Annotated in this window: 17 protein-coding genes; 12 read left to right on the top strand and 5 right to left on the bottom strand. The window is 72.4% G+C overall.

What is annotated here, in order from left to right:
- Positions 1 to 160 precede the first annotated feature (160 nt).
- On the bottom strand, positions 161 to 1,195 hold the full coding sequence (ku, locus tag ACYQ8Q_RS30865) for a non-homologous end joining protein Ku (protein WP_460069473.1): 1,035 nt from the start codon (positions 1,193 to 1,195) through the stop codon (positions 161 to 163).
- A gap of 56 nt (positions 1,196 to 1,251) precedes the next feature.
- Between ku and ligD the strand changes: the two genes are divergently transcribed.
- The gene (ligD, locus tag ACYQ8Q_RS30860; protein WP_460069471.1) at positions 1,252 to 2,142 is read left to right on the top strand and encodes a non-homologous end-joining DNA ligase; all 891 of its coding nucleotides are present in this window, start codon (positions 1,252 to 1,254) and stop codon (positions 2,140 to 2,142) included.
- A 24-nt stretch (positions 2,143 to 2,166) separates the two neighbouring features.
- Here the strand turns inward: ligD and ACYQ8Q_RS30855 are convergent, their stop codons facing one another.
- Genes ACYQ8Q_RS30855 through ACYQ8Q_RS30845 form a run of 3 tightly spaced genes read right to left on the bottom strand, consistent with a single transcriptional unit; the run spans position 2,167 to position 3,685 of the window.
- Positions 2,167 to 2,580, bottom strand: coding sequence for a DNA-binding protein (locus ACYQ8Q_RS30855; RefSeq protein WP_460069468.1), 414 nt, complete (start codon positions 2,578 to 2,580; stop codon positions 2,167 to 2,169).
- Positions 2,577 to 2,840: a CopG family transcriptional regulator gene (locus ACYQ8Q_RS30850; protein WP_460069465.1), complete on the bottom strand. Its 264-nt coding sequence runs from the start codon at positions 2,838 to 2,840 to the stop codon at positions 2,577 to 2,579. The genes ACYQ8Q_RS30855 and ACYQ8Q_RS30850 overlap by 4 nt, the downstream gene beginning before the upstream one ends.
- Before the next feature lie 41 nt (positions 2,841 to 2,881).
- Entirely contained in the window at positions 2,882 to 3,685 is an 804-nt protein-coding gene (locus ACYQ8Q_RS30845; protein ID WP_460069462.1) for a nuclease-related domain-containing protein, read from the bottom strand.
- Between the two features lie 118 nt (positions 3,686 to 3,803).
- Here ACYQ8Q_RS30845 and ACYQ8Q_RS30840 point away from each other — a divergent pair, with 118 nt between their 5' ends.
- From ACYQ8Q_RS30840 to ACYQ8Q_RS30790, 11 genes are all read left to right on the top strand, one after another.
- Entirely contained in the window at positions 3,804 to 4,313 is a 510-nt protein-coding gene (locus ACYQ8Q_RS30840) for a protein-tyrosine phosphatase family protein (protein ID WP_460069460.1), read from the top strand.
- A 132-nt stretch (positions 4,314 to 4,445) separates the two neighbouring features.
- A complete protein-coding gene (locus ACYQ8Q_RS30835) occupies positions 4,446 to 5,225 on the top strand; it encodes a hypothetical protein (RefSeq protein ID WP_460069458.1) in 780 nt (259 codons plus the stop codon).
- Entirely contained in the window at positions 5,222 to 6,487 is a 1,266-nt protein-coding gene (locus tag ACYQ8Q_RS30830) for an ATP-binding protein (RefSeq protein ID WP_460069456.1), read from the top strand. Before ACYQ8Q_RS30835 ends, ACYQ8Q_RS30830 begins: the two co-directional genes overlap by 4 nt.
- An 82-nt stretch (positions 6,488 to 6,569) precedes the next feature.
- Positions 6,570 to 7,217 carry an SH3 domain-containing protein gene (locus tag ACYQ8Q_RS30825; RefSeq protein ID WP_460069453.1) on the top strand — a complete coding sequence of 216 codons (648 nt, stop codon included), beginning with the start codon at positions 6,570 to 6,572 and terminating at the stop codon, positions 7,215 to 7,217.
- Positions 7,218 to 7,279: 62 nt separating this feature from the next.
- On the top strand, positions 7,280 to 8,653 hold the full coding sequence (locus tag ACYQ8Q_RS30820) for an FtsW/RodA/SpoVE family cell cycle protein (RefSeq protein WP_460069451.1): 1,374 nt from the start codon (positions 7,280 to 7,282) through the stop codon (positions 8,651 to 8,653).
- 16 nt (positions 8,654 to 8,669) lie between these two features.
- Complete coding sequence (locus ACYQ8Q_RS30815; protein ID WP_460069449.1) at positions 8,670 to 10,127, top strand: peptidoglycan D,D-transpeptidase FtsI family protein; 1,458 nt, start codon at positions 8,670 to 8,672, stop codon at positions 10,125 to 10,127.
- Positions 10,128 to 10,171: 44 nt separating this feature from the next.
- Positions 10,172 to 10,702, top strand: a complete 531-nt coding sequence (locus ACYQ8Q_RS30810) for a DUF3291 domain-containing protein (protein ID WP_460069446.1) — start codon at positions 10,172 to 10,174, stop codon at positions 10,700 to 10,702.
- 272 nt (positions 10,703 to 10,974) lie between these two features.
- The gene (locus tag ACYQ8Q_RS30805) at positions 10,975 to 11,913 is read left to right on the top strand and encodes an AurF N-oxygenase family protein (RefSeq protein ID WP_460069443.1); all 939 of its coding nucleotides are present in this window, start codon (positions 10,975 to 10,977) and stop codon (positions 11,911 to 11,913) included.
- Positions 11,914 to 12,007: 94 nt separating this feature from the next.
- Positions 12,008 to 12,658 (top strand): TetR/AcrR family transcriptional regulator, encoded by a 651-nt coding sequence (locus tag ACYQ8Q_RS30800; RefSeq protein ID WP_460069441.1) that lies wholly within the window; start codon positions 12,008 to 12,010, stop codon positions 12,656 to 12,658.
- Between the two features lie 14 nt (positions 12,659 to 12,672).
- Complete coding sequence (locus ACYQ8Q_RS30795; protein WP_460069439.1) at positions 12,673 to 12,981, top strand: hypothetical protein; 309 nt, start codon at positions 12,673 to 12,675, stop codon at positions 12,979 to 12,981.
- Between the two features lie 114 nt (positions 12,982 to 13,095).
- A complete protein-coding gene (locus ACYQ8Q_RS30790; RefSeq protein ID WP_460069437.1) occupies positions 13,096 to 14,274 on the top strand; it encodes a C40 family peptidase in 1,179 nt (392 codons plus the stop codon).
- On the opposite strand, the gene ACYQ8Q_RS30785 is transcribed toward ACYQ8Q_RS30790, so the two are convergent.
- Complete coding sequence (locus tag ACYQ8Q_RS30785; protein ID WP_460069435.1) at positions 14,271 to 15,524, bottom strand: styrene monooxygenase/indole monooxygenase family protein; 1,254 nt, start codon at positions 15,522 to 15,524, stop codon at positions 14,271 to 14,273. The genes ACYQ8Q_RS30790 and ACYQ8Q_RS30785 overlap by 4 nt on opposite strands.
- Between the last annotated feature and the right edge of the window lie 29 nt (positions 15,525 to 15,553).

Genomic DNA, 15,553 nt, shown 5'->3' with positions numbered 1-15,553 from the left:
TGCCACGGGAAAGGCCACGCAGAGAGCCGGACAGCGCGGGCGCCGTAGCGAAGGCCGCACAGGAAGCCGCGCGGCGCGGATGCCATGGAAAAGGCCACGCAGAGAGCCGGGCAACGCGGATGCCGTGGGGAAGGCCGATTACGGGGCCGGGCGGGGTGGGTCAGGCTGTGCGTTTGCGGGGGGTCGTCTTTTTCGCCGGGGTCTTCTTGGCGGTCGCCTTCTTCGTCGTTGCCTTCTTGGCCGTGCTCTTCGCGGTCGACGTGGTCTTCTTCGCGCTCTGTGCCGACTTGGCGGTCTTGGCCGTCGACTTGCGGGCGGAGGGCTCCGCCGTCTTTCGTGTCGTGGACGTGGACTTCTTCCCGGCCGGCTCCTTGGGGCGCGGGAGGGATCTGAGCCCGGCCTCCGCCGGGGGCCCCTCGCCCCGCGACTCCTTCGCGGCGCGCACGCTCTTCTCCAGGGCCGCCATCAGGTCCAGGACCTTGCCGCCGGACGGTGCCGAGGGGGCCTCCGGGGGTGTCTCGCCGGCCGCCTTCGCCGCGATGACCTCCTCCACGGCCTCCCGGTACTCGTCGTGCAGGTCGTCCAGGTCGACCTCGCCGAGGGTGTCCATCAGGGCGTCCGCGAGGTCGAGTTCCTGGTCGCGGACGGTGACGTCGGTGTCGGGGGCGACGCCCTCGGGGGCGCGGACCTCGTCCGGCCAGAGCAGGCCGTGCATGGCGATCGCGTCGCCGACCACCCGGAGCATGCCGAGGCGCTCACGGCCGCGCAGCGCGTACTTGGCGATGGCGACCTTGTTGCTGCGCTTCAGCGCCTCCCTCAGGAGGGTGTACGGCTTCGCGGCCGGGGCGCCGCCCGCCTGGAGGTAGTACGCGGCGTCCATCTGGAGGGGGTCGATCCGGTCCCCCGGCACGAAGGCCACGATCTCGATCGTCCGCGCGGTGGGGAGAGGGAGGTGGGACAGGTCCTCGTCGGTGATCGGGATGATCGTGCCGTCCGCGTCCTCGTAGCCCTTGCCGATCTCCGCGGAGTCCACCTCGCGGTCCTCCAGCTCGCAGACCTTGCGGTAGCGGATGCGGCCGCCGTCCTCGGCGTGGATCTGGCGGAAGGAGATCGAGTGGCTCTCGGTGGCGTTCACCAGCTTGATCGGAATGCTGACGAGACCGAAGGAGATGGCGCCGTTCCAAATGGATCGCACGGGCAGCGGCCTCCTGAGGCAGATACTTTGTGCCGTTTTCATGTGATTCTCATCGTATGACGCCGATCACAGAGGTGGAGGGGCGGAGGCTCGCGCTCAGCAATCTGGAGAAGGTGCTGTATCCGGCGACCGGCTTCACCAAGGGCGAGGTGCTGCACTACTACGCCACGGTCGCCGACGCCTTGCTCCCCCATCTGCGGGACCGGCCGCTGTCCTTCCTGCGGTATCCGGACGGGCCGGGCGGGCAGGTGTTCTTCGCCAAGAACGTGCCGCCGGGGACGCCCGAGTGGGTGACCACGGCCGAGGTGCCGCGGTCCGAGGGACCGGCCCGGATGGTGGTCGTACAGGATCTGGCGAGCCTGGTGTGGGCGGCGAATCTGGTGACCGAGTTCCATACGCCCCAGTGGGTGATCCAGGACCCCGGGCACGCCGACCGGCTGGTCTTCGACCTCGATCCGGGGGCGCCGGCCGGGGTGGTGGAGTGCTGCGAGGTCGCGCTGTGGCTGCGGGAGCGGCTGGCCGGGGACGGGATCGAGGCGTACGCGAAGACGTCCGGGTCGAAGGGGCTGCACCTGGTGGCGGCGGTACGGGGTGCGTCGTCGCAGCGGGTGACGGAGTACGCGAAGAGGCTGGCGGTGGAGGCGGAGAAGGCGATGCCCTCGCTGGTGCTGCACCGGATGACGCGCAGCCTGCGGCCGGGGAAGGTGTTCGTGGACTGGAGCCAGAACGCGGCCCGCAAGACGACGGCCACGGCCTACACCCTGCGGGCCCGGGACGAGCCGCTGGTGTCGGCGCCGGTGCGGTGGGAGGAGGTGGGGGAGGTCGCGGAGTCGGGGGAGGCCGGGCGGCTGGCGCTGGGGGCGGCGGAGGTCGCGGAGCGGGTGCGGGAGCGGGGTGACCTGCTGGCACCGGTGCTCGACGCGGGCCGCGCGGGCGCGGTGCCCTGACCACAGCCTCCCCGATGGCCGGCCTCAGACTTTGATGACGGTGATGCGGGAGCCGCACAGGGCGGTCAGGTCCTCGGGGTCCGAGGTGAGGATCGTGGCCGGACCAGGGGCGGCGAGGGCCGTGGCGCCGAGCATGGCGTCGATGGCGTGCTGGTGACCGTGCAGTCCGGCGTCGGCGAGGAGGGCGGCGGCGTGACGGGCGACGGCTTCGGTGACGGGTTCGACGACGAGGCGGGACAGGGTCCATCCGAGGGCTGGGCGATTGATCCGCGGATGGATCACTTCCACGAGGGTGGCCGCCGAAGTGATCACCCGCAGGTCGTCGGCGCGGGCGAGGGCGAGCCAGCCGGTGACCGTACGGTCCCGCAGAACAGCCTTGGCCAGCCCTTCGCTGTCGAGGACCAGGGTGCCGCCGGGGATGGCGGGGGACCTGGTCACGCGGCGTCCGCCCCGGCCTGGGACTGTTGCTCCCGGGCCTGGTGAAGCTGGTCGCGCAGGCCCTGGATCTCCTCGTCGGTGATGGGGCCGTGTTCGGCCTCTGCGACCGCGATGAGTTCGTTGAGGTTGTCCCGCTCGATCTGACGGGCAACGGCTGCGGCGACGTAGGCGGAGAGTCCGGAGGGACCGCTGCGGGCTTTGGCGGCTTCGGCGATGTCGCGCGGCATGGTGATCGAGTACTTGCCTGTAGGCTCGCCCATGCTACCTATCCTACCAGTCATCCTCCCGCCGGCCGGGGCGGTCAGAGGTGGGTCCAGGTGTTGCGGTCTCGGGCCATCGCGTGGAGGGCTTCCACGTCCGCCGGTTTCAGGACTCCGCCGAGGCGGGTGAAGTTCTCGATCTCGGGGGCCGTGAGGACGCGGACCTCGCGGGGCACCGTGGTGAACGTGACCTCCGCGGGCGCGACCAGGGCCAGGACGGAGTGGACCTCGGCGGTGAGGGCGTGGGAGGCCCGGGCGGCCTCGAGGCGCAGTCGGCGCAGGAGGGGCTCGGAGTCGCGGCGGCCCAGGGTGACGTGGGGGTCGGAGACACGGACGCGGGTCTTGCGGGCGTAGAGGGAGTGGATCGTGAACAGGCCGCCCGGGCCGATCGCCAGGTGGTGGAGGCGGTCGCCGCCGGGGAGGGGGATCGAATGCAGGGCGTGCCATCCGGCCCCGTCCAGGCGGTCCAGGGCCTCGCCGACGGTCTGCTCCGCGCTCAGGGCGTGCCGGCGCGGGTCGGGCCGTAGGCGGTGGGCGGGGGCCGGGTCGCGGTCCAGGGAGACCAGGAGGGCCTCGCCGGGACGGTTCGGGGCGAGGTCGTCGTCCGGGTGGAGGGCGAGACGCACCAGTTCGGCGGGGGTGGGCACCGGGGGCGGGCCGACGGTGACCGAGCCGGTCAGGAAGGGGCCGAGCGCCTCCAGGACGTCCTCCCGCCGGTCGTCGGCGAGCAGATTGACCCGGGCTGCCTCACGGTCGTACCAGGCGATGTTCCTGCCGTCGGTGAGACAGACGTAGAGCCGCTCCCGGCCATGCCGCCAGGTCGGTACGACGCGTAGTCCGGTCATGCGTCATCACCCCATGACCATGGGAACAGGCGGGGTGCTGCGAGGGCAAGAAGGCGGTTACCTTGGGGAGGAGTTGGGCAGGTCATAGGGCTCAGGGAGCGCGCGTGGGGAGGCGCCGTTGCGGACCCGCAGGAAGCAACCCGACGTACCGGCTCCGGATCGTCCGTGGGACGAGATCGTGCCGGGGCTGTGGATGGGCTGCCACGAGTACCGGGGGGCCTCCGGGCAGCCGGCCCTCGCCGTGGTGCGGGACGAGTTCGATCTCGTCCAGACGCTGACCCGGGCCCGCTCGGGCCACGGTCCCAACCCGGGGGTGGTGCACCATGTGTGGCCGATCCCGGACGGGCCGCTGGACGGCACCCAGCTCGCGGGCGTGATCCGGCTGGCCCAGGCCGCCGGCGACGCCCTGGACCAAGGGCGCAGTGTGCTGGTGCGGTGCTACAGCGGATACAACCGGTCGGGGCTGGTCGTCGCCCATACGCTGATGAGGCGGGGCCACCCGGCCGACGAGGCGATCCGGCTGATACGGTCGCGGCGCTCGCCCTGGGCCCTGCACAACGAGTTGTTCGTGGAGTACCTGCGGGCCGGACTGCCGACGGCCAGGTTGCTGGAGGAGCTGGCTGAATGACCATGCACAATCGTTTCCTCTCCACCCTCCGGTCCACCTTTCCGTCCGCCCTCCGGCCCACCCACCGGCCCTGACACCCGGTACGCAAAAAGGACTTCCCTACGAATAAGGTGTACGGGGCCGCGCATCGCCATGCACCTCAGGAGTCCCGTGCCGCCCAGCCGCACCACCCGCCCCCTCCGCATCGCCCGCACCGTCGCCGCAGCCGCCCTGCTGGCCTCGGCGACCGCGGCCTGCGGTGACGCGGGCGGGCTCCAGGGCGCGGGCCCGACCGCGACCGCGATCAGCCCGGACCGGCTCTGGCCCGATCTCACCCCCGCCTCCAGCCCCGCCTTCGACATCGGCGAGGTGGAGACCGAGGTGGTGAAGGGCGTCGCCGTACCCGGCGGGGACATCCACGAGGTGGACCCGGTCGCCGTCGTCCGCGCGGAGATCGCCGCACGCCCCGGCGACTACGGCCCGGGGGCGTACCAGGAGACCGCCCGGCGGATGAGCGACTGCGGCAGGAGCGGCGCGGCCGGGCACGCGTGCCCCGTCCTCAAGGCGTACTACCGCGATCTGACCGGCGACGGGCGCGACGACATGACGCTCGGCTTCCGGCAGCTGCCCGGCAAGCTCACCGCCGTCCGGGTGTACACCGTCCGCGGCCACCGGCTCGTCCAGGTCATGGCCTACGAGGACGCCGTCAGCGGCGTCGAGCTGGCCGGCCGCGCGGTCATCATCCGGGCCCCCTCGGAGGTCGCCGGCTACGAGTACCGCCTGCAGTGGACCTGGGACCCGCAGCAGCGCGCCATGCTGCTCACCCACGACGAGATGCTGCGCACCGGAACGGCCAGGAGATCCCCCGCTCCCCGCCCCTCCGCCTCCCCCTCCCCCTCCGCCTCCGCCTCCCCCTCCGCGAGCGGCCGATGAGGCTCGCGCTCCCCCGGTGGGCCGGCACGCTCGCGCTGAAGGCCGCCGTGTTCATCACGGTGATGTGCTGCGCGCTCGCCGCCCTGCTCGGTGTCCTCGTGCATGTGTCGGTGACCAACCAGACCGTCGGCCAGGCCCGTGATCTCGCGCTGTCCCGGCTGGCGGACGCGACGACCGCGTTCGAGGCCGGGGACAGCCTCGGCTGGGGCGCGGGCGTCGACCCGCCGGGGCTGCCCGACTCGCTGCGGACCCTGGCGCTGGCCGGGGAGCGCGGCACGATGGTCGCCGACACCGCCGGGCGCCCCACGATGTGGGCGGCCGGCCCGGCCGACGGCGGACGGGCCCTCGCCGTACGGGTCGACTACGCACAGAGCGCCCGCACCATCGAGGCGCTCGACTCCGCGATCCTGTGGTCCGCGGGGCTGGCCATCGGCGCCACGCTCCTGGTGGGCGCGTTCGCGGTGACCCGGGTGACCCGCAGGCTGCACACCACCGCGCGGGTGGCCCGGCGGATCAGCGCCGGCGATCTGGACGCGCGGGTGGACGACCCCCGGGCCAGGCAGCGGGGCCGGCCGCAGGACGAGGTGGGCGCGGTCGCCGCCGCGCTCGACACCATGGCGGCCACCCTCCAGAGCAAGCTGCTGAGCGAGCAGCGCTTCACCGCCGACGTGGCCCATGAGCTGCGCACCCCGCTGACCGGGCTGCACGCCGCGGCCGAGCTGCTGCCGCCGGGCCGGCCGACGGAGCTCGTGCGCGACCGGGTCGCCGCGCTGCGCACGCTCACCGAGGACCTGCTGGAGATCTCCCGGCTCGACACCGGGCGGGAGCGGCTGGAGCTGGACACCGAGGAACTGGGCGCGCTGGCGCGGCGGGTCGTACGGGCGTCCGGAGCCGACACGGAGATCAGGGTCGTACGGGACGCACGGGTCGAGACCGACCGGCGGCGCCTCGAACGGGTGCTCGGCAATCTGGTGGCCAATGCGCACCGGCACGGGCGGGGGCCCGTCGTCCTCACGGTGGACGGGCCGGTGGTCGCCGTACGGGATCACGGGGACGGCTATCCGGAGTACCTCCTCGCGCACGGGCCGCAGCGGTTCCGTACGGAGGGCGGGGCGAAGGGTCACGGGCTCGGGCTGACCATCGCGGTCGGCCAGGCGGAGGTGCTGGGGGCCGTGCTGGCTTTCACCAACGCGCCGGAGGGCGGGGCGGTGGCCACGCTGACGCTGCCTCAGGCACCGCGTCTCCCCGATGGCGCAGCGTGACGGGCGACACGCGCGAGCCGCTCCTAATCTGGCGTCAAGTCAGCTTCTGAGCCGGTTTCACCCTCTTCATGGAGGTATCGCCATGCCCCTGCGCCGCTCCGCCCTCACCCGCCTCGCCCTGGCGACCGCCGTCGGCGCACTGGTCACCGCGGCCGTCGCCACCCCCGCCACCGCCGACGACGACTGGAACGACAACGGCGGCGACCCCGGCACCAGCAACACCAACACCAGCACCTGGGACGAGGGAGGCCAGAGCGGCGGGGGCTGGAACACCGGCGGCAACACCAACAGCAACACGAACCCGAACAGCAACACGAACAGCAACACCAACACCAACACCAACAGCTGGCAGAACCAGGGCGGCGGCCAGAGCAGCGGCGGCGGATGGAACCAGGGCGGCGGTCAGAGCGGCGGCGGCGACGGCGGCGGATGGACCCAGGGCGCCGGCCAGGGCGGTGACGACCAGTGGAACCAGGGCGGCCACCACGACACCCAGCGTCTCTTCCGCGGCCGTGTCACCGCGAACACCCTGCTGCTGCGCAGCAAGCCCACCCGGGCCAGCGAGGTGATCCGGTCCGTCCACCGCGGCGAGATCGTGTCGATCTTCTGCAAGACGCCCGGCCAGAACGTCGACGGCAACCCGCTCTGGTACCTCCTGACCGACGGCACCTGGGCCTGGGGCTCGGCCCGCTACATCGAGAACATCGGCGAGGCTCCGCGCTGGTGCTGACACACCCTCACTCTCCAGGCTCATCAGGCTCACAAGCGGCATCATTTGGGTAGGTTCCGGACATGACGAGTGCCGGAACCGGAGCCGCGACCACGTTCGCCGCGACCGGCGCACCCTCCCCCGCCGTACGCCTCCCCCGGCGCCGCGGCATCGAGCTCGCCCTCATCGTCGTGGCCGTCCTGCTGTCCGTGTACGGCTACTGCGCGGTCGGCGTCGCCCGGCACGGCTCCCTCCCACCCGGCGCCGCGGGCTACGGCGCCGGGCTCGGCGTGCTCGCGCTGGTCGCCCATCTCGCCGTTCGGCTGCGCGCCCCCTACGCCGACCCCCTCCCGCTCCCGATCGGCGTGCTGCTCAACGGCATCGGGCTGGTGCTGATCTACCGCCTGGACCTGGAGACACCGGGCGACCGGGCGGCGCCCGCCCAGCTGGTGTGGTCCACCCTCGGCATCACCCTGTTCATCCTGGTCGTGGCGGCGCTGCGCGACCACCGGGTGCTCCAGCGGTACGCGTACGTCAGCGTGGTCGCCGCGCTCGCCCTGCTCACCCTGCCGATCCTCTTCCCGGCCGTGAACGGCGCCCGGATCTGGATCCGGATCGCCGGGTTCTCCATCCAGCCGGGCGAGTTCGCGAAGGTGCTGCTCGCGGTGTTCTTCGCCGCGTACCTGGCGGCGAACCGCACGGCGCTGGCGTACGCGGGCCGGAAGATCTGGTTCGTGCAGCTGCCGACCGGCCGGGTGCTCGGTCCGATCGTCGCGATCTGGCTGCTGAGCGTGGGAGTGCTGGTCCTGGAGCGGGACCTGGGCACCTCGCTGCTCTTCTTCGGGCTCTTCGTGGTCATGCTGTACGTCGCCACCGGCCGCACCGGCTGGATCGCGGTCGGGCTGCTGCTCGCCTCGCTCGGCGCGGTGGCCGTCGGCCGACTCGAACCGCATGTGCACGGCAGGATCGAGGACTGGCTGCACCCCTTCGCGTCGATCGACGCGGGTCTGGGGCCCAACCAGCTCGCCCAGTCCCTCTTCGCCTTCTCGGCGGGCGGGGTGCTCGGCACCGGGCTGGGGCTCGGCCACTCCGTCCTCATCGGGTTCGCGGCGAAGTCGGACTTCATCCTGGCGACGGCGGGCGAGGAACTGGGCCTCGCCGGTCTGTCGGCGCTCTTCCTGCTGTACGGCCTGCTGGTGGAGCGCGGCTACCGGGCCGGTCTCGCCCTGCGCGACCCGTTCGGCCGGCTCCTCGCCGTCGGGCTCGCCTCGATCGTGGCGCTCCAGGTGTTCGTCATCGCGGGCGGGGTGACCGGTCTGATCCCGCTGACCGGCATGGCCATGCCCTTCCTGGCCCAGGGCGGCTCCTCGGTCGTCACCAACTGGGCGATCGTGGCGCTGCTGATCCGGGTGAGCGACTCGGCACGACGGCAGTACGACGGAAGCACCGCCCCCTGACCAGAGAGGTATCGGAGTGACCCGGCACATCCGGCACGCCGCCGCGTTCTGCGCCCTGCTCCTGCTGGCGCTGCTGGTCAACGCCCTGCGTGTGCAGGTCGTCCGGTCCGCCGCCTACGACGGCAACCCGGCCAACCGCCGTGAGTCCATCGCCCGGTACGGCCAGCCGCGCGGTGACATCCTGGTCGGCGGCGCCCCGGTCACCGGCTCCCGGGACACCGGGGAGCAGTTGCGCTACGAACGGACGTACCTCGACGGCCCGTTGTACGCGCCGGTGACGGGCTTCGCCTCGCAGGAGTACGGGACGACGTTCCTGGAGCACGCCGAGGACGATCTCCTCTCCGGCCTGGACCCGATGCTCGCGCCGTTCCCGCTGTGGAACGACGTGACGCGCGGCCGCCCGCCCGGCGGGAACGTCGTGACGACCCTCGACCGCCGCGCCCAGCAGGCGGCTTACGACGCACTCGACGGGCGCAAGGGCGCGGTCGCCGCGGTGGAACCGGCGACGGGCCGGGTGCTGGCGCTGGTGTCCGGTCCGTCGTACGACCCCGCGCTGCTGTCCGGGAACGACCCGGGCGCCGAGGCGGCCTGGGAGCGGCTGAACGGCGATCCCGACCGGCCGATGCTGAACCGGGCGGTGAGCCAGACGTATCCGCCGGGGTCCACCTTCAAGGTGGTGACCGCGGCGGCGGCGCTGGACGCGGGGGTGGTGACGGATCCGGACGCGCCGACCGACTCGCCCGTGCCGTACCGGCTGCCGGGGACGACGACCCGGCTGACGAACTCGGGCGACGGCTGCCGGAACGCTCCGGTGCGGGACGCCCTCGAATGGTCGTGCAACACCGTGTTCGCGAAACTCGGGGTGGAGGTGGGGCTGGCCCGGATGACGCGCACGGCGCAGGCGTTCGGCTTCAACGACCCCGACGTACGGATCCCGTTCCCGGTGGCCACCAGCACCTTCGACACCTCGCTGGACCGGGCCCAGCTCGCGCTGTCGTCGATCGGGCAGTACAACACCCGGGCCACTCCGCTGCAGATGGCGATGGTGTCGGCGGCGGTGGCCAACGGGGGTCAGGTGCGCGAGCCGTACCTGGTGGAGCGGACCACACGGCGGGGCGGCGCCACGGTGGGCACGGCCGGTTCCCGCTCGGCGCGGCAGGCGATGTACCCCTCGACCGCCGTACGGCTGCGGGAGCTGATGGAGGACGTGGTGCGCGAGGGCACGGGGACCAGGGCGGCGATCCGCGGCGCCCGGGTCGGCGCCAAGACCGGCACCGCGCAGCACGGCATCGGCAACGCCGGGACGCCGTACGCCTGGTGCATCTCCTGGGCGCAGGGGCGGCGGGACATCGAGCCGAGCGTCGCGGTGGCGGTGGTGGTGGAGGACGGTTCGGCGAACCGCGGGGAGATCACCGGGGGCGGGATGGCGGCGCCGATCGCGCGGGCGGTGATGGCGGCGGTGCTCGCTCCGTGAGACGGGGGGTTCCGGAGGCGACAGGTCCGTCCTACGGTTCGCGCATGACTGACGCCACGAGGACCAGGACCACGGAACCCGCCGCCTTCGAACTCGCCCAGGTCAATATCGCCCGCGTCAAGTTCCCGCTGGACTCACCGGAGTTGAAGGACTTCGTCGACGCGCTCGACCCGGTCAACGCGGACGCGGACGCCGCGGACGGGTTCGTCTGGCGGCTCCAGTCGGAGGAGGGGGACGCGACCGGCATCGAGGTCTTCGGCGACGCCTGGCTGATCCTGAACATGTCGGTGTGGCGGGACACGAACGCGCTGACCTCGTACATGTACCAGGGGCGGCACCGGGAGATGCTCGCGCGCCGGCGGGAGTGGTTCGAGCGGGTGCGGGAGGCGATGGCGACCCTGTGGTGGGTGCCGGCCGGCCACCGCCCCACCGTCGCGGAGGCGGAGGCCCGGCTGCTGCATCTGCGGACCCACGGCCCGACGCCGTACGCCTTCACCCTGCGCACCTCGTTCCCGCCCCAGGGCGCCGAGCCGCTGCGCTTCGAGGTGCCCGAGGGCCTCGGCTGCTCGGTCTAGGGCGTGTTGCGAAAGTCCCGTCGTCCGCCCGGAGGGCGGGCCGACCGGCGTCCGGTGCGTGCTCTGGGGGTCCCCCCGGCCGAAGGCTGGGGGAGTGCCGGGCGGAAGCCCTCGTACTGGATGTACTCGGGTTTTCGCCCGGTGCGGCGAGAGTGCGTGCCGGGCGTCGGGCGGCAGGCGGGACTTTCGCAACACGCCCTAGCGGCGCACACACGGCACTCCCCGCGCGCAGGGGATTGACGTCCTTGCTGACAAGCAGTCTCATAAGAGCCATGACGACCCTCACGGACGACGAGGCGCCGACCGGACCGCGCGACGCGCTCGGCCTGCTCAAGGACCGCGAACAGGTGGCCGAGCGGCTCCTCGCCTCCTCCGCCAAGCACTCCTTCGACCCCGACCAGGAGCTGGACTGGGACGCGCCCTTCGAGGAGGGCAAGTGGTTCTGGCCCCCGGAGCTGGTGTCGCTGTACGACACCCCGCTGTGGAAGCGGATGGGCGAGGAGCAGCGGATCCTGCTGTCGCGGCACGAGGCGGCGGCGCTGGCCTCGCTGGGGATCTGGTTCGAGATCATCCTGATGCAGCTGCTCGTCCGGCACATCTACGACAAGGCGGCGACGAGCGCGCATGTGCGGTACGCGCTCACCGAGATCGAGGACGAGTGCCGGCACTCGAAGATGTTCGCCCGGCTGATCGCCCGGGGCGGCACCCCCTGGTACCCGGTGAGCCGGGTCCACCAGAACATGGGCCGCCTGTTCAAGACCGTCTCCACCACCCCCGGCTCCTTCACCGCCACCCTCCTCGGCGAGGAGGTCCTCGACTGGATGCAGCGCCTGACCTTCCCGGACGAGCGCGTCCAGCCCCTGATCCGGGGCGTCACCCGCATCCATGTGGTGGAGGAGGCCCGGCACGTCCGGTACGCCCGTGAGGAACTCCGCCGCCAGATGGTGACCGCCCCCAGGTGGTCCCAGGAGTTCACCCGGGTGACGTCCGGCGAGTTCGCCCGCATCTTCTCGGTCGCCTTCGTGAACCCGGACGTCTACGCGAACGTCGGCCTGGACAAGCGCGAGGCGATGGCCCAGGTGAAGGCGAGCGCCCACCGCCGCGAGGTCATGCAGACGGGCTCGAAACGCCTGACGGACTTCCTGGACGAGATAGGGGTGCTCAGGGGTGTGGGGCGGCGCCTGTGGAAGTCATCGGGGTTGCTTGCCTGAGAAGCTGAGCTCGCCCACCTGAAGGGGCGCGGGGAACTGCGCGACCAGCCACAACGCACCCGCACCCGAAAGGCGGCCGGACTACGCTGCACACATGACCCCCGCCGCCCCCGCCTACCGCCGCCTCAGTGTCGAGGAGCGCCGCAGCCAGCTCCTCGACGCGGCGCTCACCCTCTTCGCCCACCGACTCCCCGAAGAGGTCTCGCTGGACGACGTGGCGGAGGCCGCCGGGGTGTCCCGACCACTGGTCTACCGCTACTTCCCGGGCGGCAAGCAGCAGCTCTACGAGGCCGCGCTCCGCTCCGCCGCCGAAGAGCTCCAGCACTGCTTCGACGAGCCCCGCAGCGGCCCCCTCCTCCCCCGCCTGGCCCGCGCCCTGGACCGCTACCTCGGCTTCGTCGCCCGCCACGACGCCGGCTTCAGCGCCCTGCTCCAGGGCGGCAGCGTGGTGGAGACCTCCCGTACGACGGCCATCGTGGACGGCGTACGGCGGTCCGCGGCCGAGCACATCCACAGCCATCTCGGGGTCACCGATCCGGGCCCCCGGCTGCGGATGACCGTGCGGATGTGGATCACCGCGGTCGAGGCGGCCTCGCTGATCTGGCTGGACGAGGGCAAGGAGCCGCCCGCCGAGGAGCTGCGGGACTGGCTGATGGAGCAGTTCGTGGCGGTCCTCACGGTGACCGCGGCCCGGGATCCGCAGACCGCCGATCTGGTGCGGGACGCGCTGAGCGCCGCGGACTGACCGACACTGGTGCGGTGAAGAGCGAAGACACCCCCTTCGAGGGCGGCCCGATGGACGGCCGGGTGCTGCCGGTCCTGGTGGGCATGACCGGGCACCCGCCGAAGACGTACCGCATCCCGGTCCCCGACGCGGCGGGCGGCCCGCCGACGGTTCTGGTGTACCGGCGGGTGCCGCGGGGACACAGCAAGCGGCTGGGGCTCCAGCAGGGGTGGAAGTACGAGTACGCCGCCGAGGGCGACACGGGGTCCGGCCGGCCGAGGTGGCCGTGGTCGAAGCCGGAACCCACCACGCCGGTGAAGCACCGGGACGACACCGAAGGGTGACGTGACTGGGCCGAACCGAGCAGCCGGCCGAGCACTTTCTTCCTACATGTCCCATTATCACCCTGCGGGTTCGAGGGGCCACCCGGGCCGCCTCCCCGCAGCGGAGGTGATGACGTGTCAGGAAGGCTGCTGCGTCTGGCCTGTGCGGTCTCCACGGCGGCGCTGGCCGCGCAGGCCGTTCTGGCGGGCGGTGTCGCCATGGCCGTACCGGAACCGTCGGCCCCGGCCCCGGCCCCGAGTCCGACCCCGAGTCCGACGCCGCCCGGCGGGCGGACGGTGGCCGAGCTGCTGACGGACCTTCAGCGGCTGTACCGGGAGGCCGAGAAGGCGACCGAGGCCTACAACGCCACCGAGGAGGCGCTCAAACAGCGCCAGTCCGAGACGGACCGCCTCGACGCGGATCTGGCCGCGGCCCGGCTGACCCTGCACGAGAGCCGGGGCGCGGCCGGGCGACTGGCCCGCCAGCAGTACCAGAACAGCGTCGACATCTCCCCGTACGTACGGCTGCTGCTGGCCCGTGACCCGCAGCAGGCCCTGGACCAGGGGCATGTCATCGGCCGGCTGGCGCGCGAGCGGGCCGAGACGGTGGGCCGGCTGGAGGGCAGCGAGCGCCGGGCGGACGGGCTGGCCCGCGAGGCGCGCACGGCCCTGGACCGCCAGCTCACGCTCACCGAGCGGAGCAGGAAGGAGCGCGACGACGTCCGCCGCCGCCTCGACGACGTCGAGCGACTCCTCGCCTCCCTCACCGCGGCCCAGCTCGCGGCCATCGCCGAACTGGAGCAGGACGGGGTGGCGCAGGCCCAGCGCGAGCTGATCGCGTCCGGCGCCCTCCAGGACGACCACCAGGCCTCGCCCGCGGGAGAGGAGGCCCTGCGCTACGCCGTCCGCCAGATCGGCAAGCCGTACGAGTGGGGCGCGGAGGGCCCGAAGACGTACGACTGCTCGGGCCTGACCTCCCAGGCCTGGCACCGGGCCGGCACCCCCATCCCCCGCACCAGCCAGGAACAGTGGGCCAGGCTCCCGCGCATCCCCCTCGCCGACCTGCGCCCCGGAGACCTGGTCCTCTACTTCCCCGAGGCCACGCACGTGGCGATCTACATGGGGGACGGCATGGTGGTCCAGGCCCCCAGAACGGGCGAGAAGATCAAGATCTCCCCGATCGCGTCCAACCCGATCCTGGGAGCGGTACGCCCGGATTCCCCGCCTGAAGGGGCGCGGGGCTGCGACACATGCGGCTCCGCCGCGCGGGCGCGAGCGACCACGGACAACCCGCAGCCGCCCACCGGCCTCTAACCCCCCGTGACCTCCGCCAGATACGCGGCCGTCTTCTCGGGCTCGTAGAAGAAGTTCTCGAAGTCCGCGGGGTCGTTGAACGCGTTGGCGAAACGATCAGCCACGACCGGCAGCTGCCCCGCCGCCCCCAGCAGGTTCACGATGTGCTCCGGCGGCGGAGCCAGCATCGCGTTGGTCCACTTGGTGACGTGCTGGGCCGTGTCCCAGTAGCGGTCGAAGGTGGCCCGCATCCACTCCTCGTCGAACTCCTTCTCCCCGTGTTCGAGGATCGACGCGAGGTAGGCGGCCGCGCACTTGGAGGCGGAGTTGGAGCCCTGGCCGGTGATGGGGTCGTTGGCGACGACGACGTCGGCGACACCCAGCACCAGACCGCCGCCGGGCAGCCGGCCGATGGGATGGCGCACGGTCGGCGCATACCGCCCGGCCAGCGTGCCACCGGCGTCAGTGAGTTCGGCCTTCGTGGCCCGCGCGTACTCCCAGGGCGTGAACTTCTCCATGAGTTCCAGGGTCAGGGAGAGGTGTTCCGCCGGGTCCTTGACGCCGTTGAAGACGTCGAGCGGGCCGCCGGGTATGCCCTCCCAGAAGAGGATGTCGGCGCGGCCGGAGGTGGTGAACGTCGGCATGACGAACAGCTCGCCGACCCCGGGGACCAGGTTGCAGCGGACCGCTTCCATGTCCGGGTGCTCGGGGCGGGGGCCCACACCGTGGACGTACGACACGGCGAGCGCGCGCTGCGGCTGGGCGTACGGGGAGCGCTCGGGGTCGCGGGCGAACATCGACACCAGCTCGCCCTTGCCCGCCGAGACCAGGACGAGGTCGTAGGCGCGGGAGAAGTAGTCGAGGTCGGAGACGGCCGCGCCGTGGATGACGAGCTGGCCGCCGCGCTGGGCGAAGATCTCCATCCAGCCGGCCATCTTCACCCGCTGGTCGACGGACTGGGCGAACCCGTCGAGGGTGCCCACCCAGTCGATCGCGCGCTGCGTCGGACCCGGGTCGTGCGAGCCGGGGGCCGCGACCGAGACGCCGAGCCCGGCGATCTTCGGGGCCTGGGACTCCCAGAAGCCCAGCTGGAGGTCGCGCTCGTGCTGGAGGGCGGTGTGGAACATGCACTGCGTCGACATGACCCGGCCGGAGCGGATCTCGTCCGCCGTCCGGTTGGACATCAGGGTGACCTCGTACCCGTGCGACTGGAGGCCGAGGGCGAGCTGGAGACCGGACTGACCGGCTCCGACGACGAGTATCTTCCGCATGCGGGGAGACTCCTTGGTGGGGACTGCTC

The organism is Streptomyces sp. YKOK-I1, assembly GCF_054660435.1.
This window is presented reverse-complemented; position numbering and strand designations above follow the sequence as displayed.